The sequence below is a fragment of the Enterobacter cloacae complex sp. GYL001 genome (genome assembly GCF_049237125.1).
Lineage (GTDB): Bacteria > Pseudomonadota > Gammaproteobacteria > Enterobacterales > Enterobacteriaceae > Enterobacter > Enterobacter hormaechei_C.
The window spans coordinates 323,941-348,275 of sequence record NZ_JBMKGW010000002.1 but is presented as its reverse complement, the minus strand read 5'-3'; the positions used below and the strand labels follow the sequence as shown (position 1 = coordinate 348,275).

Below are 24,335 nucleotides of genomic sequence, written 5' to 3'. Positions count from 1 at the left end.
CCCCTTAGTTCCGCTTCACTTTGGAAAGCGGATGATCGGCGGGGTAGGTCGGGATTTCCGGCTTGTTGGTCCCCAGCATGACGCACATCAGCGCTTCTTCTTCGCCGTGGTTAAACAGGCCGCGATAGATGCCCGGCGGAACGGAGATCAGGTCACGCTCACGCAGCACGGTTTCGGTGTAGTTGTCGCCGTCCAGGATCATCAGCGTGATCTGCCCCTTGAGCATGAAGAACACCTCTTCCACGTCGTCGTGCAGGTGCAGCGGCCCTTCGCACTTCGACGGCAGCACCATGGTGGAGAAGGTAAAATGGTCCGCCTGCACGGTGTTGGTGTCGTTCGCCACGCCGGTTGCGCCGGTACCGATATAGCGCATCTGCGCCCGGCGGTATTTCGGGTCAAAATCGGCCTGGAACTTCAGCGCGTTCCAGTCGTATTTACGCCCTTCGAAGCGCGCGATGCGCGACTCGACCCACTCTTCCATCGTCAGATGGTCAGGTTTGATGCCCGTTTTGTTGGTTACGGTTGAATCAGTCATGACACTCTCCTCAGTAACGTCTCAGCAGCGGCAGTAACAGGACGCAGCCCACCGCCGCCATCACCGCCAGAAAAATCAGCCCGGAATCCATGCTGTGGGTGAAGGCGATAAGCGCGCCCATCACCGCCGGCGACAGCGCGCCCGCAAAGTTTCCCAGCCCGTTGAAGATACCGCCCGCCGTGGCGCTCACCCGGGGATGGGTGGCCTTCGCCAGCAGGGCGAAAATGTTGGGCGCGCCGGTGCCCCACATAAAGGTGCTGAAGCTCATCGCCGCGATGACGGCCAGCGGGGTATCAAGGTGCATCACCGCCGCCAGCCCGACGGCCGCCCCCGCCATGGAGATAAAACATGCCGCCGCGCGCTTATCGACCCTGTCCGAGAGCCACGCGCCAATCACTTCCCCTGCCAGCATGGCGATGAACGGCATCGACGACAGCCAGCCCGCGTGCTCCAGATGAATGCCTTTGCCTTTGATCAGGTAGCCCGGCAGCCAGCCGTTGATGCCCCACAGGTAGGTCAGGAAAGCGATATTAAAGATGCAGATGATCCAGAAGTGCGGGCTGACGAACAGCTCACGCCGCGCCGCGCGCCGCTCGTCCCGGGACGCCTGCGAGGTGCCGGGTTTTGCCTCCAGGCGGATCCCGCGCAGACCAATGCGCACAAAGATAAGCACCGGCACGGTAAGCATGGCCATCACAAAGAAAGTGCTCTGCCAGCCAAAGGTGTTCAGCAGCCAGAGGGAGAGCGGGAAACCAATCGCCGCGCCAACCGGGGTACCCAGCAGCCACAGCATGGTGGCTCGCGCCTGCAAATGCTGCGGGAAGTTGTGACGTACGATGGCAAAGGCCAGCGGGAACAGCGGTCCTTCCGCCACGCCCAGCAGAATACGCAGGACGATCATCAGCGTGTAGTTATGGGTAAAGCCCATCGCCACCATCAGCACGCACCACACCGCCATCATCCCGGTGAGCAGTCGCAGCGGCGCGATTTTGTCGCCTAAACCGCTCAAAAACACCGATGAGAAGCCGTAGCTCAGCAGGAAGGCGCTCATCAAAATGCCGAGACGCGTGGTGTCGAAATCAATGCCCATCGCCTGCTGGAAATGGGTATCAGAAAAGAGCGCCGCGATGCTGATTTTGTCGAAAAACGCCAGCAGCACACAGGCCAGCAGCGACAGCGGGATGGCCCAGCGCACCGCTTTTTCAGGCGTGCGGGTCCCCTCACCGCTCGCCTCAACCGGTGCGGTGTTAGTCTCTAGTGTGGTCATCTCTCCCCCTACGGGTGCGGGTTAGCTATCGCAGTGACATCAGTGAAAAGGTCGGGTCGGCGAGCGGCACGTCGGACAGATCCCGCCCCGCCGCCATCCAGCGCTTCGCCAGCTTGACGGTACGCGCATCGTCGAACGCCACCAGCTGCGTCAGCCGCCCGTTGTCGTCCAGCGAGAAGTACAGCGCCTCTTCACGCACGACCGTTCTGCTGCCTGGCTGCGGAATACCGAGGATCTGAATGTTGTGCTGGTATTGATCCGACCACAGCCACGGCGCGTCGTCGTAGCCTGGCGCATCGGGGTTGAGCATCGCTTTCGCCGTCGCCGCCGCCTGATTCTGGGCGAAGGCCCAGGACTGGATGCACAAGCCGTAGTGATGGTGCTGGGCGACATCTCCTGCGGCAAAGATGAACGGATCCGACGTGCGTCCCTGGGCATCCACCACGATCCCGCGCCCGGTTTTCAGCCCCGCATCGCGCGCCAGCTCCAGATTGAGATCGACGCCGATCCCGACCACCACCGCATCAAAGGTTTCACGCTGGCCGTCGCAGTGGATAACCGGCAGGCCGTTATCGTCCTCCAGCTCCAGCGCGCCGCAGCCGGTACGGATCTCCACCCCCTGCTCGCGGTGGATGGCCTCCAGGCGCTGCGACACCTCGCCGCTCACCGAGCGCATGCAGAGCGCGGGCTGCTGCTCGAACAGGGTGACCGCCACGCCGCTTTTCCGCGCCGAGGCAGCAATCTCCAGTCCGATCCAGCCGCCGCCGACGATCGCCAGTTTTTTACTTTCCGCCAGACGACTTTTCAGGCGCTGCGCGTCCTGCCAGTGGCGCAGGGTATAGACCTGCGGATGGCTGGCCCACGCCTGCGAAGGCAGGCGCGCCCGACCGCCGGTAGCGATTAAAAGGATGTTGTAACTAAGCCGCTCGCCGTTGCTAAGAACGACTTTTTTCTCATCGCGATCGACAGATTCAGCGCGCAGCGGCCGGTACCAGGCCAGGTTCAGCGCCTGCTGCACCTCGTCGCTAAACAGCCTTGGGAGCGCCGCGTCCGGCTCCAGCAAAGACGCTTTCGACAGCGGCGGGCGCTCGTAGAAATCCCACTCTTCTTCCGCTACCACGCAAATCTCTCCGTCGAAACCCTCATCGCGCAGGGTTTTCGCCGCCCAGCCGCCCGCCTGGCCGCCGCCGATAATGACAACGCGCGACGTCATACCGCCTCCGGCTTTTTCTGCTGACGGCGCGTGTCGTGGTCAATCCCGCCTTCCACCGCCCACTCGGTAAAGGAGACCAGCGAATGCTCCAGCTCACGCGGCTGCCAGTTTTCCGTCAGATAATCATCGTTGGTGTAATACTCAAACGCCCCGCCGGTCGGGCTGTTGACGTACCAGAAGTACGCCGACGACACCGGATGACGGCCCGGCCCGATAAAGGTGCTCCAGTCATGTTTATTCATCGCGATACCGCCGCCGATCACCTCGTGGATGTCGCGCACGGTGAAGGCCACGTGGTTGAGGCCGCGCTTGCGGTTCGGCAGTTGCAGCAGGAACAGGTTGTGATGGCCGCCGCGCACGCCGCAGCGCAGGAACACGGCGCGGTTGATATAGCGGTCCGAGACCTGGAAGCCGAGCACCTCGCGGTAGAATTTCTCCACTGCCGCCAGCTCTTCCACGAAGAACACCACATGCCCCACGTTGATCGGCTGGGCGCGATCGTAAACCGGGCTGGGGGTGTCGATACGGCGGGCATCGCCCCACTGGTTAATCGGCTCGACGTTCAGCTCCACGTCAGTTTGCTGGGTCACCTGCACGCGCAGCGTCATGCCGTTCGGGTCCAGGCACTCCAGCGCATCGCCCACTTCACGAAAACCTGGCTGTTGCGCCAGCTTCGGGCGCAGCGCATCCAGATCTGACTGGCTGGCAACTGCCCAGGTCATGCGGCGCAGGGTGTTACCCGCTTCAAACGCGGGCGGCAGGTCGGGGCTGTCGATCGGGTTAAGCTCCACGCGCGCGCCGCTCAGGGTGGTGAAACGCTGGCCGCTGGCATCGCCCGTCAGGCCAAAATCACGCATAAATTTGGCGCAGTGCGTCAGGTCTTGCACACCAAATTCCAGCTTTTCAATTCCGGTTACACTCATCGTTCGTTGCCTCATCTGGCCCAGATTGGGCGTAAAACATGCCCGACGCAGTCAAGCGCCTGACGTTAACTCACTGATTTAACTGGCCTGTGACAAATACCCTAAGAAGCCAGAAATTTTATCCGCCGCGAGGCGAACCTCGTTTTGCAGGCGCTCGCGGTCGCTCTGCGGGATCTCCTCCGACGGCACCAGAATGCTGACCACCGCCGCCACGCGGCCACTTCGGTCATACACCGGGTAGACGATGGAAGAGATGCCGTGGCGGAAGAAGGATTCGCCGATGACATACCCGCGGGCTTTGTCCTGCTGCACCATCTGCCACAGGGCTTCGCGGTCGTGAAGCTGCCCCGGCGTGTTGCCCGGCAGACGCTCATGCGGGAACAGCTGTTCGAAATCAGCGCGGGAAATATCGGTCAATAGCATGCGGCCCAGCGAGGTGCAGTGCACCGGCAGACGGGTACCAATACTGACCTGGTTGATGCGCGACCCGGCGGCGCTGACGCGGGCGATGTAGATAATGTCGCGCCCGTCGCGGATCGCCAGGTGGCTGCTGCACTGGCTCACGTCGCGCAGCTGCTCGATGACCGGCTGGCCAACCTGCGCCACGTCAAGCGAGGCGATGTACTCAAAGCCCAGGCGCAGCACGTTCATGCCCAGCGAGAAGGTGTTGGTGCGCGCGTTACGCTCCAGAAACCCCATATATTCCAGCGTCTGCACTACGCGGTAGGCGGTCGCCTTCGGCATATCCACCAGCCGGTGCAGCTCGGCAAAGGTCAGTTCGCGATGCTGCTCGCCAAAGGCCAACAGCAGCTGTAAACCGCGCTCCAGCCCCGGCACCAGATACTTCACTTCCCGATCGTTTGCCATCATCGCCCTACCTCAATTAAAGACAAAACCGCCGTTGACCGGGATCAGCTGTCCGGTGATGAATCGCGACAGATCGCTAAGCAGCCAGACCACGCTGCCGGTGACATCCTCCGGCTGCTGCGCCCCCGTTAATGCGCGACCGTTTTCGTAAAGCTGATGCCGCTCGGCCGGCACATATTCGGTTGCCTCGACGCGGGTTAATCCCGGGGCGATGGCGTTGATTCGAATGCGCTTTTCGCCAAGCTCGCGCGCCATTGAGCGGGTCATGGCAATCACCGCGCCCTTGCTGGCGACGTAGGCCATCAGGCGCGGCGCGCCCCACAGCGCGGTGTCAGACGCGACGTTCACAATGCCTGCCCCTTCGCGCAGCAGCGGCACGGCGGCGCGCGTCACCAGCCAGGTGCCTTTGACATTGACGCTCATCACCCGATCCCAGAGATCCGGATCGTAATCGAGCATGTTTTTGCCGCCCACGCCCGTCGCCATCGCCGCGTTGTTCACCAGGCCGTCAATCTGCCCTTGCTCGCCAATGGCGCTGAACACCTGGTCGATAGAGTGCTGATCGGCCAGATCGATAACGTGCGATTCGACCGCATAGCCCTGCTCGCTCAGCCCGTGGGCGCTCTCGGCCAGCTCGCCTTTGAGGATGTCGCACATCACTACCTTCGCACCCTGCTCCGCGCAGGCTTTGGCAAAGTGGTAGCCCAGCCCGCGCGCGGCGCCGGTCACCACGATGCGCTTTCCGCTCAGCAGCCCGTTCATCAGGCGGCTCCCTGCTGTGCTTCACGCATCGCCAGTTGCTCTTTGGCGGCCTTTTGCATCATGCGGCGCAGGCGCGAGAGGCCAACGTCGTGCTGATACAGGTACTCATGATCGCGCGCGTTTGGCGCCAGGCTCTCCAGCACCACGCGGTCCTGCTCCAGCACTTCCCAGTGCAGTTTTTCCAGCCGGTTGCGGTACATGAAGCGCCACATATCGCGCTGCCAGCCCTGTACGCGGCGGATGCGCCAGAAGAAGACGCGGCAGTTGTCGTTATCTTCCGGCACCACCATGCCGACGATAAAGAAGTGGCCGCCCGGTCCGAAGCGCTTCTTGTACGGAATGGAGAGGCGCATCCAGCAGGTGCCGCTGTTGCCCAGCTCCACCCAGTCAAAATTGACGCCGCTCTGCCCTTTCTTCTCGAAAATAAAGCCGGTTTTGGTCGGCTGGAGCACCATGTCGGCCTTGCGATCCCCTTCAGCCATCGAGTGCGAGGACGAATGCAGATAGGTACCGTGCATCGGGTCCATCACGTTTTCCAGCGCGTACTGGTAATTGCATTTCCACGCGGCGGTGCAGAGGAAGTTGCTGAAGTTTTCCGTGTCGGCGAGTTCATCCGGGAAGGTCAGTTCGTCCGGCTGCTGGTCCGCGGTGACGCCAAACCAGAGGAAGATGGCGCCGTGCGCCTCCTGCACGTTATAGCTGCGCACGCACTGCTGGCCGACCAGCGGACATTTATCCACGGCGGGCACGTCTTTCACTTCGCCGTTGCCCGCCACCTCAACGCCGTGATACCAGCAGGCAATGCGGTCCCCGAGGTTCCAGCCCATCGACAGTCGCGCACCGCGATGCGGACAGCGGTCCTCCAGCGCCTGAACCTGGCCATCTTTATTGCGCCAGACCACAATCTGCTCGCCCAGGCGGGTGATGCCCACCGGCGCAGACTGCACTTCCCAGCTCGCCAGCACCGGATACCAGAGGCCGCGCAGGCCTTTATCCAGATAATGTTGTACGGTCGTCGTCATCGCGTTGCCCTCAGTAGCCGTTAACCTGTAAGAATGCCTGGAAGCTGGCGTCGCTCCACGGCTCGCCCTGCTGGTCGTGCATACGCACTGCGTTCAGCCCGCTTACCAGCTCCGGCAAGGTTTCAACGCCCTGCTCGAAGAGATCTTCCAGCGTCGCAATCAGCTTCACTTCCCAGCTTTCCGGCTCGCGGCTGCGGGTTTGCCAGATCAGGTTGGTGTAATCGCCTGGCTTATGAATGGCACCGTTACCGCCCTCTGCCGGTGGGGTAAACTGGCGGCTTTCCGGCAGCGCCGGGTTGTAGTTCAGGGTGTCGCTCATGCCACGGTCTCCTCGACGAAGGTAATCTGGATTTGATTTTCAAAGACCCGAACCGGGTAACGATTGAGGTTGCGTCCTCCGGGGCCGTGCAGACACTGGCCGGTTTTGACGTCGAACACCGCCTCGTGCAGCGGGCATTCCACCTTGCCGTCTTCCACGAAGCCCTGACTCAGCAGGGCATAGGCGTGCGGGCATACGTCCTCCAGCGCGTAATACTCACCGTCGATCAGGTAAACGCCGATCTCTTTACCGTCGACGTTTCCGCTAAAAGGGAAATCTTCCTGTACTTGCTCTGCGTCACATACGCCTATCCAGCTCATCACGATCCTCCAGGCTTTTGTTTCATATATGAAACTCTGTTTCTTATTTAATACGGTCAATATAAAAGCGATGAATGTTTCGTCAAGCGACAATGTGACGAATTTGTTAATCGATCGGCAATTAATTAACTAAGTGTGCAAGGGATCACGAAAAAATGCAGCGATATGAAATTTTCATTATTGCAGCGTGAGAAATACGTTTTTTTAATGGTCTCTTATTTTCAATAAAAGATATTGACTTCTTTTCTTTTTACTCTCTAAAAATAAATGAACGTCACCTCTTTCGCGTTTCACCTGTGAAACGAATTTTTAATTTATCTTTAATAAACAAAGAGTTTCACAGGTGAACCATTTTAGCTCCGTGACAATCACATTGATGAAAAATATAAGTTACAAAAAACGTAAGGCGGACATGATGACGGCAAGATGGCAAGGCACGATTGCGCTTTTATTACTCATTATTATTTCCTACGTCGATCGGGTAAATATCTCGGTAATGATTTTAAACCCGGAATTTGCCGAACATTTTCAGTTAAATGAAAACAGAATGTTACAGGGAATGCTGATGACCTGCTTTCTGCTGGGTTATGGCTTTTCCGCTTTATTATTAACGCCGGTTATTGAAAGCAAACTTCATTATCGGCAGGGATTATTAAGCAGCATAGCGATTTGGGCCGCGGTCTGCGCGGCTTCACCTTTGCTCGGCTCGCTGACGGGAATGCTCTTCGCCCGCGTGATTCTGGGGATCGCGGAGGGACCGCTTTTTTCACTGAAAACGCGCTTTATCAGCGATAACTTTAGCGCGCAAGAGATCGGCAAACCCAACGCCGTGACCGCGCTGGGCGTCTCGCTCGGGCTGGCCGTGGGCTTTCCGCTGGTGACCTGGCTGATGTCGCATCTCGGCTGGGCCGGGTCGTTTTACGCCCTGGCGGTGATGAATCTGGTGTTGGGCGGCGGGCTCATCTGGCGTTTTCTGCCCGCGCCACACAGCCCAGTGAAGATGAAAAAACCGGGGTTTGTTCACACCTTCACGCTGGCCTGGCAGACGCCGCTGCTGGGCTGGATCCTGCTGGTTGAAATCGCCACGCTGAGCTATCTGTGGGGCAGCAGCACGTGGCTGCCCGCGTGGCTGCGTGACGAGCACCACTTCTCGCTGCACGCGACGGGCATGCTTGCGGCGGTCCCCTTCCTGCTGAGCCTGGGGTCAAAGTTTCTGGGCGGCGTGCTGCTCGACAAAATGCGGCCGGAACAGGCGCCGGTGCTGTTTGTGGTGGGCGGTACGTTGACGGCACTCTCCGTGATCGCACTGATGCTCAGCCATCAGCCTGCCTGGCTGGCGCTGTTTATGCTTTCGGCTAACGTCTTCTGGGGGCTACAGGGAGCGGCTATTCCGGCGGTGATCCAGCATCACGCCGCGCGGGAAGCGGTGGGCAGCGCTTACGGCATAATCAATGGGATCGGCAATATCTGCGCGGCGTTTATTCCGCTGCTGATGGGGATGGTGATGAGATCGGTGGGGTCGGTCAGTTCAGGCTTTTCGGTGCTGGTCGTCTCGCAGGTTGTCACCCTGCTTGCCGGGGGAATGTTGCTGCTGCGCATGCGGCGCGCAGCAGCAATCAGCGCGTAAGGTTTATTCGCCTTTTTTCGCCGCCTGGATGTAGAGCATTTCCAGCGCCAGGGTCGCCGCGGCCAGCGCGGTGATCTCGGACTGGTCATAGGCCGGAGCCACTTCTACCACGTCCATTCCGACGATGTTCAGATCCTTCAGGCCGCGGACCAGCTTGATGGCGCGGTCTGATGTCAGGCCGCCGATCACCGGCGTACCGGTACCCGGTGCGAATGCCGGATCCAGGCAGTCGATGTCGAAGGTCAGATAGACAGGCATGTCGCCGACGATCTGCTTAACCTGAGCCAGAATATCGTCCACGCCGCGATCGTTCACCTGGCCCGCGTCGAGCACGGTGAAGCCGTTGTCTTTGTCGAACTCGGTGCGGATGCCGATCTGCACGGAGTGGTTCGGATCGATCAGGCCTTCTTTCGGCGCGGTATAGAACATGGTGCCGTGGTCGAATTCACAGCCGTTCGCGTAGGTGTCGGTGTGCGCATCGAAGTGCACCAGCGCCATTTTACCGAAGTGCTTCGCGTGGGCGCGCAGCAGCGGCAGGGTCACGAAGTGGTCACCGCCGAAGGAGAGCATGCGTTTACCGGCCGCCAGCAGCTTCTCAGCGTGCGCCTGCAATTTTTCGCTCATTTCACGCGCGTCGCCGAAGGCGTACACCAGATCGCCGCAGTCCACCACGTTCAGGCGCTCGCGCATGTCGAAGTTCCACGGGAAGCGGTTGTGCTCCCAGGCCAGGTTAGTGGAAACCTGACGGATCGCCGCCGGGCCATGACGTCCACCCGCGCGACCGGACGTTGCCATGTCGAACGGTACGCCGGTGATCACCCAGTCCGCATCGCTGTCGTACGGCTGGAAGTTCATCGGAAGGCGTAAAAAACCAAACGCGTTAGATACCAGAGAGTTATCGTACTGATGACCTAAAGTGCTCATGTCCTGACCTCTTATAAAGTCGATACATTAAAAACAGATGAAAAAAAATCCCCTCCGCGTCGTTAAACCCGACGAGGAAGGGATTGATTCGTAAATCGCATATTGGGGCGAATTATCGCCGTTAATTCATACGGGTTCAAGTGAGTATAGCATTCTGCCGGATGGCGGCTTCGCCTTCTCCGGCCTACATTCGTAGGCCCGGTAAGCGCAGCGCCACCGGGCATCGGCGGCACAGCGGCCTGATGCCCTCACCCCGACCCTCTCCCTGTGGGAGAGGGAGGTTTTCTTACTCGTCTTCCAGGTAGGTGTACCCGTACAGACCCGCTTCAAACTCTTCCAGGAACTGCTGCTGCAAGGCATCGTCCAGACCGGTGTTTTTCACCTGATCGCGGAACTGGGTGAGCAGTTTTTTCGGATCGAGCTGAACGTATTCGAGCATGTCCGCCACGGTGTCCCCTTCGTCGGACAGCTCAACCTCCACGCTGCCGTCAGGGAAGACAAACACGTCAACCGCTTCGGTATCACCGAACAGGTTGTGCATGTTGCCGAGGATCTCCTGATACGCCCCCACCATAAAGAAGCCCAGCATTGGCGGGTTCTCCGGATCGTACTCCGGCATTGGCATCGTCGTTGCGATACCGTCGCCGTCGACGTAGTGGTCGATTGCGCCGTCGGAGTCACAGGTGATGTCCAGCAGCACGGCGCGGCGTTCCGGGGCGTGGTTCAGCCCTTCCAGCGGCAGAACCGGGAACAGCTGGTCGATACCCCAGGCATCCGGCATCGACTGGAACAGGGAGAAGTTGACGTACATTTTGTCCGCCATACGCTCCTGCAACTCGTCGATAATCGGACGGTGCGCGCGGTTGCTCGGGTCGAGCTGTTTCTGCACTTCGTGGCACATATTCAGATAGAGCTGCTCGGCCCACGCGCGCTCTTGCAGGCTGAAGGTGCCTGACGAGTAGCCGACGTGAATATCGTGCAGGTCCATCTGGCTGTCGTGCAGCCATTCGCGCAGGGAACGACGCGTGCCCGGCTCGTGCATCTCCTGCCAGGTTTCCCACATGCTTTGCAGGGAACGTGGAGCATCGTCTGCCGGAGGCGTGGCTTCGGTGATTTCGCTACGCTCAACGCCGATGATGTTAGAGACCAGCACCGTATGGTGTGCAGTGACCGCGCGGCCGGATTCGGTGATTACCGTCGGGTGCGGCAGGCCGTGCTCTTCGCAGGCATCGCCAATCGCCCAGATGATGTTGTTGGCATATTCGTTCAGGCCATAGTTTACCGAGCAGTCAGACTGCGAGCGGGTCCCTTCGTAGTCCACGCCCAGGCCGCCGCCCACGTCAAAGCACTGAATATTCACGCCGAGCTTATGCAGCTCAACGTAGAAACGCGCGGATTCACGCACACCAGTGGCGATGTCGCGAATATTGGCCATCTGCGAGCCGAGGTGGAAGTGCAGCAACTGAATGCTGTCCAGACGACCGCGCTCGCGCAGAATTTCCACCAGCTGAAGCACCTGGTTCGCCGCGAGGCCAAACTTGGATTTTTCACCGCCGGAAGACTGCCATTTACCGGAACCCTGCGACGCCAGTCGCGCACGCACGCCAAGGCGTGGGATCACGTTCAGACGCTCGGCCTCTTCCAGCACGATCGCGATTTCGGTCATCTTCTCGATCACCAGATAGACCTTGTGGCCCATCTTCTCGCCAATCAGCGCCAGACGAATGTATTCGCGATCTTTATAGCCGTTACAGACGATCACCGACCGGGTCATGCCCGCGTGCGCCAGAACCGCCATCAGCTCCGCTTTAGAGCCTGCTTCCAGGCCCAGCGGCTCGCCGGAGTGGATCAGGGACTCAATCACGCGACGGTGCTGATTGACCTTGATCGGGTAAACGAGGAAATAGTCGCCGTTATAACCATACGATTCCCGCGCGCGTTTGAACGCGGCATTAATAGAACGCAGGCGATGTTGCAGGATCTGCGGGAAGCAGAACAGTGCAGGCAAGCGCTGACCCTGCGCTTCACGGGTTTTCACCAGTTTAGCGAGATCCACGCGCGCTTCCGGGACGTCCGGATCCGGGCAGACACTGATGTGGCCCAGCTCGTTAACGTCGTAGTAGTTATTGCCCCACCAGGCAATATTGTAAGTGCGCAGCATCTTGCTGGCTTCCTGGGAGCTCATCGCAACCTCCTGCATAGAACGTAGTACACCCTGTTCGCCTGCTGACGAAGGCGAAAGCGAAGACATGTCGTCAGACATAGCGAACCTCAACTCTTTGTATTAAGTGTAAAACAGTTGACTACTATCGCAGCGTTATACGGCGATAACAACCCATTAACGGCTCCATTTCCCAGCAGAGTATGCTGAAATCCAGACCGTGCGACCGGTTTCTTATTCATATCATTGTAAAACACGTATCCGAACTCTGTATGACAAGGTTCGGCGAAACCACGAGAAAACTCCTGTATTAACAAGAGCGCCCTTGTTCAGTTTTCACAAAGCGTGACCGGCTCTGGAATCCTGAGAAGCACCGAGATGGGTATAACATCGGCAGGTGTTTAGACCAGAAGTGCGGGTGGGAATCAAATGCGCGCCAGAACGGCTGCGCTGAATGAGCGGAAAACGATGGTTCATTATCTCGTATCACCTCCACGGCCGCCTCTGCTGAAACGGACCACAAGCCAAAGCTAAAAGTTCACTGCTTAACCCGGCTGGAAGTGGCGACACGATGTATTCATCGAGCGCTTATTTTATATGAGCCGCGCGCCGCGTTTTATACCGAGAAGGTCGCTAAAAAGCAAAACAAAAATGCGCAGGTTGCCAGCGTCGTCAGGAAAAATTTCCAGCCGTGTTTTCAACGCAGTGAGAGGTGAGTCAAAAAAAACTGGAAATCGGGTGAAGAAGTGACCTAAAATAGACGTCCAGATGTTAATCCATCCATACCGATTAACACTCAGACTGCCAGTGTCAAAATCCTGTAGGCCTTGGTAGAATTATCTCCTATGGCTATTCCACACAGCAGCTTGAGCTAACCAAATTCCTCTTAGGTGAAATAAAACATGGCAAAACACCTGTTTACGTCCGAGTCCGTATCAGAAGGACATCCTGATAAAATTGCTGACCAAATCTCCGATGCGGTGCTGGATGCGATCCTCGCGCAGGATCCAAAGGCGCGCGTAGCGTGTGAAACCTATGTCAAAACCGGCATGGTTCTGGTTGGCGGTGAGATCACTACCAGCGCATGGGTTGATATCGAAGAGATCACCCGTAACACGGTGCGTGAGATCGGCTATGTACATTCTGATATGGGCTTTGATGCCAACTCCTGCGCCGTACTGAGCGCGATTGGCAAACAGTCTCCGGACATCAACCAGGGCGTTGACCGTGCCGATCCGCTGGAACAGGGCGCGGGCGACCAGGGCCTGATGTTCGGCTACGCAACCAACGAAACCGACGTGCTGATGCCAGCGCCGGTGACCTACGCCCACCGTCTGGTGCAGCGTCAGGCTGAAGTACGTAAAAACGGCACCCTGCCGTGGCTGCGTCCGGATGCGAAAAGCCAGGTGACCTTCCAGTATGACGACGGGAAAATCGTCGGTATCGATGCCGTGGTTCTTTCCACGCAGCATGCTGAAGAGATTGACCAGAAATCCCTGCAAGAAGCGGTGATGGAAGAGATCATCAAGCCGGTTCTGCCAACTGAATGGCTGAGCTCTGCGACCAAATTCTTCATCAACCCAACCGGACGCTTTGTTATCGGCGGCCCAATGGGTGACTGCGGTCTGACCGGTCGTAAAATCATCGTAGATACCTACGGCGGCATGGCACGTCACGGCGGCGGCGCATTCTCCGGTAAAGATCCGTCTAAAGTTGACCGTTCTGCGGCGTACGCTGCACGTTATGTGGCGAAAAACATCGTTGCTGCCGGTCTGGCTGACCGCTGTGAAATTCAGGTTTCCTACGCCATCGGCGTGGCTGAGCCAACCTCCATCATGGTGGAAACCTTCGGTACTGAAAAAGTGCCTTCTGAACAGCTGACCCTGCTGGTGCGTGAGTTCTTCGACCTGCGTCCATACGGTCTGATTCAGATGCTGGATCTGCTGCACCCAATCTACCAGGAAACCGCAGCGTACGGTCACTTTGGTCGCGAACATTTCCCATGGGAAAAAACCGACAAAGCTGCCCTGCTGCGTGATGCTGCCGGTCTGAAATAATCGACTGCCAGCAGCTTAAACAGGCCAGCCTTTGTGCTGGCCTTTTTTATGTCGGATGGCGGCTATGCCTTACCCGACCTACGGGTAGTGCGTTTTTGTAGGCCGGGTAAGGCGCAGCTGCCACCCGGCAATGTTTGGAACCGTTTACACCTCACTCTCTATACCCCGCTTTCAGAATATTCTCTTTGCATGATCGCATTTCTTCTGCTGTTACATTCCCTTTCAGTTAAGTCTGAAATTTGTGCAAACGCGATGCACATCAATTAATTTACCTCTATATTTTCAAAGCTTTAATTATTTTTACGGTTACAAGTCAGTGTAACCGATTACACCGTTGTGATTTGACTCACATATTTTTATGAGCCGCTCACCTACTCTTAATATCGTAAAAACTGATAACCCAACTGGAGGGCATAATGCCTGACAATAATAAACAGGGGCGTACGTCCAATAAGGCAATGACGTTCTTCGTCTGCTTCCTCGCCGCTCTGGCAGGATTACTCTTTGGCCTGGATATTGGCGTAATTGCCGGTGCATTACCTTTCATCACCGATGAGTTCCAGATTAGCGCACACACTCAGGAATGGGTGGTTAGCTCCATGATGTTCGGTGCCGCCGTCGGCGCGGTCGGCAGCGGCTGGCTCTCCTTTAAGCTCGGGCGTAAAAAGAGCCTGATGATCGGCGCGATCCTGTTCGTTGCCGGCTCACTGTTCTCTGCCGCTGCGCCTAACGTTGAAGTGCTGATCATCTCCCGCGTGCTGCTCGGTCTGGCAGTGGGCGTGGCGTCTTATACTGCCCCGCTGTACCTGTCTGAAATCGCTCCGGAAAAAATCCGCGGCAGCATGATTTCCATGTATCAGCTGATGATCACCATCGGTATTCTGGGGGCTTATCTCTCGGATACCGCATTCAGCTACAGCGGCGCATGGCGCTGGATGCTGGGCGTAATCATCATTCCAGCCATCCTGCTGCTGATTGGCGTCTTCTTCCTGCCGGACAGTCCGCGCTGGTTCGCCGCCAAACGCCGCTTCCATGATGCCGAACGCGTGCTCTTACGCCTGCGTGATACCAGCGCCGAAGCCAAAAACGAGCTCGAAGAGATCCGCGAAAGCCTGAAGGTCAAACAGTCCGGCTGGGCGCTGTTCAAAGAGAACAGCAACTTCCGCCGCGCGGTGTTCCTCGGTGTGCTGTTACAGATCATGCAACAGTTCACCGGGATGAACGTCATCATGTATTACGCGCCGAAAATCTTCGAACTGGCGGGCTACACCAACACCACCGAGCAGATGTGGGGCACCGTGATCGTCGGCCTGACCAACGTGCTGGCGACCTTTATCGCTATCGGTCTGGTGGACCGCTGGGGACGTAAGCCAACCCTGACGCTGGGCTTCCTGGTGATGGCCGTCGGGATGGGCGTGCTGGGTACCATGATGCACATGGGCATTCACTCCCCAACGGCACAGTACTTCGCCGTGGCGATGCTGCTGATGTTTATCATTGGGTTTGCGATGAGCGCCGGTCCGCTGATTTGGGTGCTGTGCTCTGAGATCCAGCCGCTGAAAGGGCGTGATTTTGGTATCACCTGTTCTACCGCAACCAACTGGATTGCCAACATGATCGTCGGCGCAACGTTCCTGACCATGCTCAATACCCTGGGTAACGCCAATACCTTCTGGGTTTACGCCGGTCTGAACCTGTTCTTTATTGTTCTCACTATCTGGCTGGTTCCTGAAACCAAACATGTTTCACTGGAACACATTGAACGTAACCTGATGAAAGGTCGTCCTCTGCGCGAAATCGGCGCACACGACTGATCCTCCTGCGGGAGGCGCCTCTTGCGCCTCCCCGCTTCCCGCTTTATGCTCTGCCCCTATGAAAGCTCCCCGTCTCCCCATCGCCATTCAGCAAGCCGTCATGCGCAGCCTGCGGGAAAAACTCGCCCAGGCCAACCTGAAGCTCGGCCGCAATTATCCTGAACCGAAGCTGGTCTATCAGCAGCGTGGCACTGCGGCAGGCACCGCCTGGCTGGAATCGTATGAGATCCGCCTGAATCCGGTGCTGATGATGGAAAACCAGCAGGCGTTTATCGATGAAGTGGTTCCGCACGAACTGGCGCACCTGCTGGTGTGGAAGCACTTTGGCCGTGTAGCACCGCACGGCAAAGAGTGGAAGTGGATGATGGAGGCGGTGCTCGACGTTCCGGCGCGCAGAACCCATCAGTTCGAGCTGGAGTCGGTACGCCGCAATACCTTCCCCTACCGCTGCCAGTGTCAGCAGCACCAGCTTACCGTCCGCCGTCACAACCGTGTGGTGCGCGGCGAGGCGACCTATCGCTGCGTAAAGTGCGGCGAACCGCTGGTCGCGGAATAATCAACTGAACTTTCAGGAACTTTCCTGATCTGACTGATTGCATACGGGAACAACATTCGTTACGTTGCGGGCTCGTTTTGACACGGAGTGTAAGATGTCCCGTAATGTTTCTCTCGCGGTCGCTTTTCTGGCGACAGCGCTCTCCGGCCATGTTCTGGCCGACGGTATTCACAGTTTCTCTCAGGCAAAAACCGCGGGCGTAAAGATTAACGCCGACGTACCGGGTGATTTCTACTGCGGCTGTAAAATTAACTGGCAGGGTAAGAAAGGGGTCGTGGATCTGGGATCCTGCGGCTATAAGGTGCGCAAGAACGAGAACCGCGCCAGCCGAATCGAATGGGAACACGTTGTTCCGGCCTGGCAGTTTGGCCACCAGCGCCAGTGCTGGCAGGACGGTGGACGTAAAAATTGCGCAAAAGATCCGGTCTACCGCCAGATGGAAAGCGATATGCACAACCTGCAACCCGCCGTGGGTGAGGTCAATGGCGACCGCGGAAACTTCATGTACAGCCAGTGGAACGGTGGCGAAGGCCAGTACGGTCAGTGCGCCATGAAGGTCGATTTCAAAGAGAAAGTCGCCGAACCGCCTGCCCGCGCACGCGGCAGCATCGCCCGCACTTATTTCTATATGCGCGACCGCTACGATCTCAATCTTTCCCGCCAGCAGACGCAGCTCTTCAATGCCTGGGACAAGCTCTACCCGGTGACGGACTGGGAATGCCAGCGCGACGAACGTATCGCCAAAGTCCAGGGGAATCACAACCCTTACGTCCAGCGGGCTTGCCAGGCGCAAAAGAGCTAACCTACACTACGGCAATTCGCTTATATCGCATGACACATGGAATTTCTGACTATGCGCATCCCTCGCATCTATCACCCTGAACTGATTACCCCAGGCGGCGAAATCGCCCTGTCTGATGATGCCGCAAACCATGTAGGTCGCGTGCTGCGCATGGGTGCAGGCCAGGCGATTCAGCTCTTTGACGGCTCTAATCAGGTTTTCGACGCTGAAATTACGCGCGCCGATAAAAAAAGCGTGCACGTGAAGGTGCTGCGTGGCGACGTGGACGACCGGGAATCCCCGCTGCACATTCACCTGGGCCAGGTGATGTCGCGTGGGGAAAAGATGGAGTTCACCATTCAGAAATCCATTGAACTGGGTGTAAGCCTCATTACGCCACTTTTTTCTGAGCGCTGCGGCGTTAAACTGGATGCGGAACGTCTGAACAAAAAGATCCAGCAGTGGCAAAAAATTGCCATTGCGGCCTGCGAACAGAGCGGCCGCAACCGTATCCCGGAGATCCGCCCGGCGATGGATCTGGAGGACTGGTGTGCAGAAGAGGAAAGCGGGCTTAAGCTCAATCTTCATCCGCGCGCCAGCGCCAGCATCAATACGCTGCCGCTGCCCGTTGAGCGTGTACGCCTGCTCATTGGCCCGGAAGGCGGCCTGTCGGCTGACGAAATTGCCATGACGGCGCGTTACCAGTTTACTGATATTCTGTTGGGACCTCGCGTTCTGCGCACTGAGACAACGGCACTCACCGCCATTACCGCGCTACAGGTGCGATTTGGCGATCTGGGTTGAAGCAAAGCCTGACCCATAACCGGAGAAGAAGATGATTAAGCTCGGCATCGTGATGGACCCCATCGCAAACATTAACATCAAGAAAGACTCCAGCTTCGCTATGCTGCTGGAAGCGCAGCGTCGCGGCTATGAACTCCACTATATGGAGATGAACGATCTTTACCTGATCAACGGTGAAGCCCGCGCACGCACCCGCATCGTTAACGTCGAGCAGAACTACGAAAAATGGTACGAATTCGGCACCGAACAGGATATTGCCCTGGCCGACCTTAACGTGATCCTGATGCGTAAAGATCCGCCGTTCGACACCGAATACATTTACGCCACCTATATCCTTGAGCGTGCCGAAGAGAAAGGAACGCTGATCGTCAACAAGCCGCAGAGCCTGCGCGACTGCAACGAGAAGCTCTATACCGCATGGTTCTCTGACCTGACGCCGGAAACGCTCGTCACCCGCAGCAAAACGCAGCTGAAAGAATTCTGGCAGAAGCACGGCGATATCATCATGAAGCCGCTGGACGGCATGGGCGGCGCGTCGATCTTCCGCGTGAAAGAGGGCGACCCGAACATTGGCGTGATTGCCGAAACGCTGACCGAGCTGGGAACCCGCTACTGCATGGCGCAGAACTATCTGCCGGCCATTAAAGACGGCGACAAGCGTGTGCTGGTCGTAGACGGCGAGCCGGTGCCTTACTGCCTGGCGCGTATCCCGCAGGGAGGGGAAACCCGTGGCAACCTGGCGGCCGGCGGCCGTGGCGAACCGCGTCCGTTAAGCGAAAGCGACTGGGAAATTGCCCGCCGCGTCGGCCCTACGCTGAAAGCCAAAGGCCTGATCTTCGTCGGCCTCGATATCATCGGCGATCGCCTGACCGAAGTGAACGTCACCAGCCCGACCTGCATTCGTGAAATCGAAGCGGAATTCCCGATCTCGATCACCGGAATGCTGATGGACGCTATCGAAAAACGTTTACAGAAATAACCTGTGACAGCGCCTGTGTTTATCCCCATACTGGGCGCTGTCGCTTTTTAAACCAGGAAACAGTACCTCTGACAATGAATTTACAGCATCACTTTCTTATTGCCATGCCTGCTCTCCAGGATCCGATTTTCCGCCGCTCCGTGGTCTATATTTGCGAATACAACGAAGACGGCGCGATGGGGATTATCATCAATAAGCCGCTGGAAAACCTCCAGGTGGAAGGCATTCTGGACAAGCTGAAAATCCCTGCTGAAGCGCGGCTGCCGGAAATCCGTCTCGATAAACCGGTGATGCTCGGCGGCCCGCTTGCAGAAGATCGTGGCTTTATCCTGCATACCCCGCCGGTTTTCTCGTCCAGCATTCGTATCTCCGATAACACCGTCGTCACCACCTCTCGCGACGTGCTTGAAACGCTAGGCACTGCCAGTCAGCCTTCTGAGGTGCTGGTTGCGCTCGGCTACGCCTCCTGGGAAAAAGGGCAGCTGGAACAAGAAATTCTGGACAACGCCTGGCTGACAGCCCCTGCGGATATGAATATCCTGTTTAAAACCCCTATCGCCGATCGCTGGCGTGACGCGGCAAAACTGATTGGCATTGATATTCTGACCATGCCTGGCGTTGCGGGGCACGCGTAATGAGCGGCACCCTTCTCGCCTTCGACTTCGGCACCAAAAGCATCGGCGTCGCTGTGGGTCAACGGATCACCGGCACCGCCCGCCCGCTCACGGCGCTGAAAGCTAACGACGGCACGCCGGACTGGAACCTTATTGAGCGCTTGCTCAAAGAGTGGCAGCCGGACGACGTGATTGTCGGCCTGCCGCTAAACATGGATGGCACCGAGCAACCGCTTACCGCGCGCGCGCGCAAGTTCGCGAACAAAATCCATGGCCGCTTTGGCGTCTCCGTTAAGCTGCACGATGAACGTTTGAGCACCGTCGAGGCACGCGCTGGCCTGTTCGAACACGGTGGCTTCCGGGCGCTGAACAAAGGCAGCGTGGATTCAGCTTCAGCCGTCATTATCCTCGAAAGCTATTTCGAACAGGGTTACTGAGCGCCGGGGCTACAGCCGCCCCTGCGCCCGTCGCTCCGCCAGACTCTGCTCAAAGTTCTGCATTCCCGCCTGCTGCCCCGTTTGAATAATGCCCGGCAGTTGCCAGGTTTTGCCTTCGCGGATCAGGTTTGCCGCCGCCGAGGTATTCACCAGTAGCTCATACAGCGCCACGCGCCCACCCTGGACATCCTGACGTAGCTTCTGCGCCAGGACCGCACGCAGGCTTCCCGCCAGCTGATTACGCACCGGATCTTTCTCCTGCGCCGGAAAGGTGTCGACCAGGCGCTCGATCGCCTGCGCCGCGCCGCGCGTATGCAGCGTGGCTAACACCAGATGGCCGGTTTCCGCCGCCGTCAGCGCCAGGCGTATCGTCTCGCTGTCGCGCAGCTCACCAAGCAGAATCACATCCGGATCTTCACGCAGCGCGCTGCGCAGCGCCTCGGCAAAGGACGGGCTGTGCTGGCCTATCTCCCGCTGCTGGATCAGGCAACGTTCGCTCTGGTACATAAACTCCACCGGATCTTCCAGGGTCAGAATATGCCCGTCCGTCTGGTGATTGAGGAAATCGACCATCGCGGCCAGGGTGGTCGATTTCCCGCTGCCGGTGGCGCCGGTGACCAGAATCAGGCCATTGTCATTGGACAGCAGCTCCGGGATCGCTCGCGGCACACCTAACGCAGAGAGCTGCGGGCACGTCAGCGGCAACAGCCGCAGCGCAATCGAAACGCCGAGCATATGCTTAAACGCACTGCCGCGCAGCCGCTGACGGCCTGCGAGGGTAACGGCAAAATCCACCTGCCCGTTTGCCCACCATGCGCCCTGCTGTTCGTCGTTGAGCCACGCTTTTAATAACGCCTCCACATCCGGGGGCGGAAACGGCGCAGGTTCAAGACGGCCTGACCTGCGCCAGCGCGGTGGCGAATCACTGCACAGGTGTAGATCGGAGACGTTATGCTTTACACTAAGGGCCACAATTTCTTCCACATCCATAGACTACTCCTCGGAAAATGAACGACATTGCGCATAACCTGGCACAGGTCCGGGACAAAATCTCAGCCGCGGCAACGCGTTGCGGCCGTGCTCCAGAAGAAATTACATTGCTTGCAGTCAGCAAAACTAAGCCTGCGAACGCCATCGCAGAAGCGATAGCCGCCGGTCATCGTGCCTTTGGTGAAAACTATGTGCAGGAAGGCGTGGATAAGATTCGCGCTTTCCGTGAACGGGGAAATACAGACCTGCAATGGCACTTTATCGGTCCGCTACAGTCGAACAAAAGCCGTCTGGTAGCAGAGCACTTTGACTGGTGCCACACCATCGATCGTCTGCGCATCGCTACCCGTCTGAGCGACCAGCGCCCTATGGAGATGCCAGCGCTTAACGTGCTGATTCAAATCAACATCAGTGATGAAAACAGCAAGTCCGGCATTACGCTGGGCGAACTGGATGCGCTGGCGGCGGACGTGGCGGCGCTGCCGCGCTTAACCCTGCGCGGGCTGATGGCTATCCCGGCGCCAGAGTCAAGTTATGAAAGGCAGTTTGCCGTGGCACAGCAAATGGCTGTAGCATTTGAGGCGCTTAAGGCGCGCTATGACACGGTAGACACGCTTTCTCTGGGCATGTCGGACGATATGGAAGCCGCCATCGCGGCAGGCAGCACCATGGTGCGCATCGGCACAGCAATTTTCGGTGCGCGCGATTACCCCCAATAATAAGGAAACCTGAGGAACGCCATGAAGACGTTGACTTTCCTGCTTTCAACGGTCATTGAACTGTATACGATGGCGCTGCTGTTGCGCGTCTGGATGCAGTGGGCCCGTTGTGATTTTTACAATCCATTCTCACAATTTATCGTGAAAATCACGCAGCCCGTTGTGGGGCCGCTTCGCCGCGTCATTCCGGCAATGGGGCCAATTGACAGTTCATCTCTGCTGATGGCGTTTATTCTGAGCGTTATCAAAGCGATCGTGCTGTTTATGGTCATCACTTTCCAGCCGATTATCTGGATTTCAGCCGTTCTGATCCTGGTTAAAACCGTCGGCTCGCTGATCTTCTGGGTCCTGCTGGTGATGGCGATCATGAGCTGGGTAAGCCGGGGCCGTAGCCCGGTGGAGTACGCGTTGATTCAGCTGACTGAACCGTTGCTGCGTCCGATTCGTAGCCTGCTGCCTGCAATGGGCGGAATCGACTTCTCCCCGATGCTTCTCGTTCTGCTGCTGTACGTGCTGAATATGGGTATCGCGGAACTGTTACAGGCGACGGGTAATATGCTGCTGCCGGGGCTGTGGATGGCGTTATGAGTGCAGTTAGCTCCTGCGCCGACGGGCTGGTTTTACGGCTGTACATTCAGCCGAAAGCCAGCCGCGACAGTATTGTTGGGCTGCATGGCGACGAGCTAAAAGTCGCCATCACTGCCCCGCCGGTTGACGGCCAGGCGAATGCGTATCTGACCAAATATCTGGCTAAACAGTTTCGCGTCGCTAAAAGCCAGGTCATCATTGAGAAAGGTGAACTTGGCCGGCATAAACAGGTAAAAATCCTTAACCCGCAATCTATCCCGACGGAAGTCGCGGCTCTGAAAGAACAGGACTAAACCATGCAGAAAGTTGTTCTCGCCACCGGTAACGCCGGTAAAGTGCGCGAGCTGGCCTCGCTATTAAATGATTTTGGGCTGGACGTGGTGGCTCAGACCGAGCTGAACGTGGACTCCGCCGAAGAGACCGGCCTGACGTTTATCGAAAACGCCATTCTGAAAGCGCGCCATGCGGCGCAGATCACCGGACTGCCCGCGATAGCCGATGACTCCGGTCTGGCCGTGGATTTTCTGGGCGGTGCGCCGGGGATTTACTCCGCCCGCTATTCCGGGGTGGACGCCACCGACCAGCAGAATCTGGAAAAGCTGCTTGTGGCCCTGAAAGACGTCCCTGACGAACAGCGTACCGCGCAGTTCCACTGCGTGCTGGTCTACATGCGTCACGCGGAAGATCCCACGCCGATTGTCTGTCACGGCAGCTGGCCGGGCGTGATCACCCGTGAAGCGGCGGGCAACGGCGGCTTTGGTTACGACCCGATTTTCTTTGTCCCGACCGAGGGAAAAACCGCTGCGGAACTCACCCGCGAAGAGAAAAGCGCGATCTCCCACCGTGGACGCGCCCTGAAACTGTTACTGGAAGCACTGCGTAATGGCTAATTTGCCGCCTCTGAGTCTTTATATTCACATCCCATGGTGCGTGCAGAAATGCCCGTACTGCGATTTCAACTCGCACGCGCTAAAGGGCGAAGTGCCGCACGATGATTACGTCGCGCATCTGCTGGCCGACCTGGACGCCGATGTACCTTACGCACAGGGACGTGAAGTTAAGACCATTTTTATTGGTGGCGGTACGCCGAGCCTGCTTTCAGGCCCGGCGATGCAAACGCTGCTGGACGGCGTGCGCGCGCGTCTGAACCTGGCGGCGGATGCTGAAATTACGATGGAGGCCAACCCCGGTACCGTTGAGGCCGACCGTTTTGTCGAGTATCAGCGCGCGGGCGTGAACCGTATCTCTATCGGCGTGCAGAGCTTTAGCGAGCCAAAGCTGAAGCGTCTGGGGCGTATCCACGGCCCAGAAGAGGCAAAGCGCGCGGCAAACCTGGCAACGGGGCTTGGGCTGCGCAGCTTTAACCTCGACCTGATGCATGGCCTGCCGGATCAGTCGCTCGAAGAAGCGCTGGACGATTTGCGTCAGGCGATTGAACTGAATCCGCCGCATCTGTCGTGGTATCAGCTGACCATTGAGCCTAACACCCTGTTTGGTTCCCGTCCTCCGGTGCTGCCGGACGATGACGCGCTGTGGGATATCTTCGAGCAGGGCCACCAGCTTTTGACCGCGGCGGGGTATCAGCAATACGAAACGTCGGCGTATGCGAAGCCGGGCTATCAGTGTCAGCACAATCTGAACTACTGGCGTTTTGGTGATTATCTGGGAATTGGCTGCGGCGCACATGGCAAAGTGACCTTCCCGGACGGACGCATTCTGCGTACCGCCAAAACGCGTCACCCGCGCGGGTATATGGAAGGCCGCTACCTGGAGCGTCAGCACGACGTCGAGGCGGCGGATAAGCCGTTTGAGTTCTTTATGAACCGCTTCCGTCTGCTGGAAGCCGCACCGCGCGCGGAATTTACGCGTTATACCGGGCTGCCGGAGTCAGTGATTCGTCCGCAGATTGACGAGGCGCTGGCGCAGGGGTATCTGACCGAGTGTGATGAGTCCTGGCAGATCACCGAGCACGGCAAGCTGTTCTTAAACTCCCTTCTTGAGCTGTTCCTCGCTGAAAATCCTGAAGGCTGATTCAGGATTTTACATCCCGTTCTGC

General features: G+C 57.9%; 28 protein-coding genes. 14 read left to right on the top strand and 14 right to left on the bottom strand.

Translation table 11 applies throughout. The annotated features are described in order from the left end of the window. Positions 1-4: 4 nt before the first annotated feature. The 9 genes from ACOTWU_RS05745 to ACOTWU_RS05705 all read right to left on the bottom strand — a co-directional run bounded on the left by ACOTWU_RS05745 (position 5) and on the right by ACOTWU_RS05705 (position 7,228). Positions 5-535 (bottom strand): cupin domain-containing protein, encoded by a 531-nt coding sequence (locus tag ACOTWU_RS05745; protein WP_126498775.1) that lies wholly within the window; start codon positions 533-535, stop codon positions 5-7. 10 nt (positions 536-545) lie between these two features. Then, positions 546-1,802: an MFS transporter gene (locus tag ACOTWU_RS05740; protein WP_015571825.1), complete on the bottom strand. Its 1,257-nt coding sequence runs from the start codon at positions 1,800-1,802 to the stop codon at positions 546-548. Between the two features lie 25 nt (positions 1,803-1,827). Next, positions 1,828-3,015, bottom strand: coding sequence for an NAD(P)/FAD-dependent oxidoreductase (locus ACOTWU_RS05735; RefSeq protein ID WP_126498774.1), 1,188 nt, complete (start codon positions 3,013-3,015; stop codon positions 1,828-1,830). Beyond that, positions 3,012-3,938, bottom strand: a complete 927-nt coding sequence (locus ACOTWU_RS05730) for a VOC family protein (RefSeq protein ID WP_023304399.1) — start codon at positions 3,936-3,938, stop codon at positions 3,012-3,014. The genes ACOTWU_RS05735 and ACOTWU_RS05730 overlap by 4 nt, the downstream gene beginning before the upstream one ends. Before the next feature lie 78 nt (positions 3,939-4,016). Next, positions 4,017-4,805, bottom strand: a complete 789-nt coding sequence (locus ACOTWU_RS05725) for an IclR family transcriptional regulator (RefSeq protein ID WP_126498835.1) — start codon at positions 4,803-4,805, stop codon at positions 4,017-4,019. Positions 4,806-4,817: 12 nt separating this feature from the next. After that, on the bottom strand, positions 4,818-5,567 hold the full coding sequence (locus ACOTWU_RS05720) for an SDR family oxidoreductase (RefSeq protein WP_126498773.1): 750 nt from the start codon (positions 5,565-5,567) through the stop codon (positions 4,818-4,820). After that, the gene (locus ACOTWU_RS05715) at positions 5,567-6,589 is read right to left on the bottom strand and encodes an aromatic ring-hydroxylating oxygenase subunit alpha (protein WP_017692695.1); all 1,023 of its coding nucleotides are present in this window, start codon (positions 6,587-6,589) and stop codon (positions 5,567-5,569) included. The genes ACOTWU_RS05720 and ACOTWU_RS05715 overlap by 1 nt, the downstream gene beginning before the upstream one ends. A 10-nt stretch (positions 6,590-6,599) precedes the next feature. Continuing rightward, positions 6,600-6,908, bottom strand: a complete 309-nt coding sequence (locus tag ACOTWU_RS05710; protein WP_017382919.1) for a recombinase-like helix-turn-helix domain-containing protein — start codon at positions 6,906-6,908, stop codon at positions 6,600-6,602. After that, a complete protein-coding gene (locus ACOTWU_RS05705) occupies positions 6,905-7,228 on the bottom strand; it encodes a Rieske (2Fe-2S) protein (RefSeq protein ID WP_003860044.1) in 324 nt (107 codons plus the stop codon). The genes ACOTWU_RS05710 and ACOTWU_RS05705 overlap by 4 nt, the downstream gene beginning before the upstream one ends. A gap of 415 nt (positions 7,229-7,643) precedes the next feature. On the opposite strand from ACOTWU_RS05705, the gene ACOTWU_RS05700 reads away from it, so the two are divergent. After that, entirely contained in the window at positions 7,644-8,855 is a 1,212-nt protein-coding gene (locus tag ACOTWU_RS05700) for an MFS transporter (RefSeq protein WP_126498834.1), read from the top strand. 3 nt (positions 8,856-8,858) lie between these two features. On the opposite strand, the gene speB is transcribed toward ACOTWU_RS05700, so the two are convergent. The 4 genes from speB to ACOTWU_RS05680 all read right to left on the bottom strand — a co-directional run bounded on the left by speB (position 8,859) and on the right by ACOTWU_RS05680 (position 12,417). Continuing rightward, a complete protein-coding gene (speB, locus tag ACOTWU_RS05695; protein WP_017382921.1) occupies positions 8,859-9,779 on the bottom strand; it encodes an agmatinase in 921 nt (306 codons plus the stop codon). A gap of 286 nt (positions 9,780-10,065) precedes the next feature. Continuing rightward, entirely contained in the window at positions 10,066-12,042 is a 1,977-nt protein-coding gene (gene speA / locus ACOTWU_RS05690; RefSeq protein ID WP_017382922.1) for a biosynthetic arginine decarboxylase, read from the bottom strand. Between the two features lie 8 nt (positions 12,043-12,050). Next, on the bottom strand, positions 12,051-12,182 hold the full coding sequence (yqgB, locus tag ACOTWU_RS05685) for an acid stress response protein YqgB (RefSeq protein ID WP_057979949.1): 132 nt from the start codon (positions 12,180-12,182) through the stop codon (positions 12,051-12,053). A 94-nt stretch (positions 12,183-12,276) separates the two neighbouring features. Then, on the bottom strand, positions 12,277-12,417 hold the full coding sequence (locus ACOTWU_RS05680; RefSeq protein ID WP_418235904.1) for a hypothetical protein: 141 nt from the start codon (positions 12,415-12,417) through the stop codon (positions 12,277-12,279). 425 nt (positions 12,418-12,842) lie between these two features. Here ACOTWU_RS05680 and metK point away from each other — a divergent pair, with 425 nt between their 5' ends. The 8 genes from metK to ruvX all read left to right on the top strand — a co-directional run bounded on the left by metK (position 12,843) and on the right by ruvX (position 19,982). Then, entirely contained in the window at positions 12,843-13,997 is a 1,155-nt protein-coding gene (gene metK / locus ACOTWU_RS05675; RefSeq protein ID WP_003860037.1) for a methionine adenosyltransferase, read from the top strand. Positions 13,998-14,413: 416 nt separating this feature from the next. Further along, positions 14,414-15,811: a galactose/proton symporter gene (gene galP / locus ACOTWU_RS05670; RefSeq protein WP_015571832.1), complete on the top strand. Its 1,398-nt coding sequence runs from the start codon at positions 14,414-14,416 to the stop codon at positions 15,809-15,811. Between the two features lie 58 nt (positions 15,812-15,869). Further along, positions 15,870-16,367, top strand: a complete 498-nt coding sequence (locus tag ACOTWU_RS05665) for a SprT family zinc-dependent metalloprotease (RefSeq protein WP_126498772.1) — start codon at positions 15,870-15,872, stop codon at positions 16,365-16,367. 94 nt (positions 16,368-16,461) lie between these two features. Continuing rightward, positions 16,462-17,169 carry a deoxyribonuclease I gene (endA, locus tag ACOTWU_RS05660; RefSeq protein ID WP_126498771.1) on the top strand — a complete coding sequence of 236 codons (708 nt, stop codon included), beginning with the start codon at positions 16,462-16,464 and terminating at the stop codon, positions 17,167-17,169. 51 nt (positions 17,170-17,220) lie between these two features. Further along, entirely contained in the window at positions 17,221-17,952 is a 732-nt protein-coding gene (gene rsmE, locus ACOTWU_RS05655) for a 16S rRNA (uracil(1498)-N(3))-methyltransferase (RefSeq protein WP_017382923.1), read from the top strand. 31 nt (positions 17,953-17,983) lie between these two features. Next, positions 17,984-18,931 (top strand): glutathione synthase, encoded by a 948-nt coding sequence (gene gshB / locus ACOTWU_RS05650; protein WP_015571835.1) that lies wholly within the window; start codon positions 17,984-17,986, stop codon positions 18,929-18,931. Positions 18,932-19,005: 74 nt separating this feature from the next. Then, a complete protein-coding gene (locus ACOTWU_RS05645; RefSeq protein WP_006811924.1) occupies positions 19,006-19,566 on the top strand; it encodes a YqgE/AlgH family protein in 561 nt (186 codons plus the stop codon). Next, the gene (ruvX, locus tag ACOTWU_RS05640) at positions 19,566-19,982 is read left to right on the top strand and encodes a Holliday junction resolvase RuvX (RefSeq protein WP_006811925.1); all 417 of its coding nucleotides are present in this window, start codon (positions 19,566-19,568) and stop codon (positions 19,980-19,982) included. Before ACOTWU_RS05645 ends, ruvX begins: the two co-directional genes overlap by 1 nt. 9 nt (positions 19,983-19,991) lie before the next feature. Here the strand turns inward: ruvX and ACOTWU_RS05635 are convergent, their stop codons facing one another. Next, positions 19,992-20,972, bottom strand: a complete 981-nt coding sequence (locus ACOTWU_RS05635; RefSeq protein ID WP_017692691.1) for a type IV pilus twitching motility protein PilT — start codon at positions 20,970-20,972, stop codon at positions 19,992-19,994. Between the two features lie 17 nt (positions 20,973-20,989). Between ACOTWU_RS05635 and ACOTWU_RS05630 the strand changes: the two genes are divergently transcribed. From ACOTWU_RS05630 to hemW, 5 genes are read left to right on the top strand one after another with little or no spacing between them, the layout of a single operon-like run. Continuing rightward, the gene (locus tag ACOTWU_RS05630; protein WP_126498770.1) at positions 20,990-21,691 is read left to right on the top strand and encodes a YggS family pyridoxal phosphate-dependent enzyme; all 702 of its coding nucleotides are present in this window, start codon (positions 20,990-20,992) and stop codon (positions 21,689-21,691) included. 21 nt (positions 21,692-21,712) lie between these two features. Continuing rightward, entirely contained in the window at positions 21,713-22,279 is a 567-nt protein-coding gene (locus ACOTWU_RS05625) for a YggT family protein (RefSeq protein WP_015571838.1), read from the top strand. Further along, on the top strand, positions 22,276-22,572 hold the full coding sequence (gene yggU, locus ACOTWU_RS05620; RefSeq protein WP_126498769.1) for a DUF167 family protein YggU: 297 nt from the start codon (positions 22,276-22,278) through the stop codon (positions 22,570-22,572). Before ACOTWU_RS05625 ends, yggU begins: the two co-directional genes overlap by 4 nt. 3 nt (positions 22,573-22,575) lie before the next feature. Continuing rightward, positions 22,576-23,169 (top strand): XTP/dITP diphosphatase, encoded by a 594-nt coding sequence (locus tag ACOTWU_RS05615; RefSeq protein WP_126498768.1) that lies wholly within the window; start codon positions 22,576-22,578, stop codon positions 23,167-23,169. After that, positions 23,162-24,310, top strand: a complete 1,149-nt coding sequence (gene hemW / locus ACOTWU_RS05610) for a radical SAM family heme chaperone HemW (RefSeq protein WP_063133030.1) — start codon at positions 23,162-23,164, stop codon at positions 24,308-24,310. Before ACOTWU_RS05615 ends, hemW begins: the two co-directional genes overlap by 8 nt. The last annotated feature ends 25 nt before the right edge of the window (positions 24,311-24,335 follow it).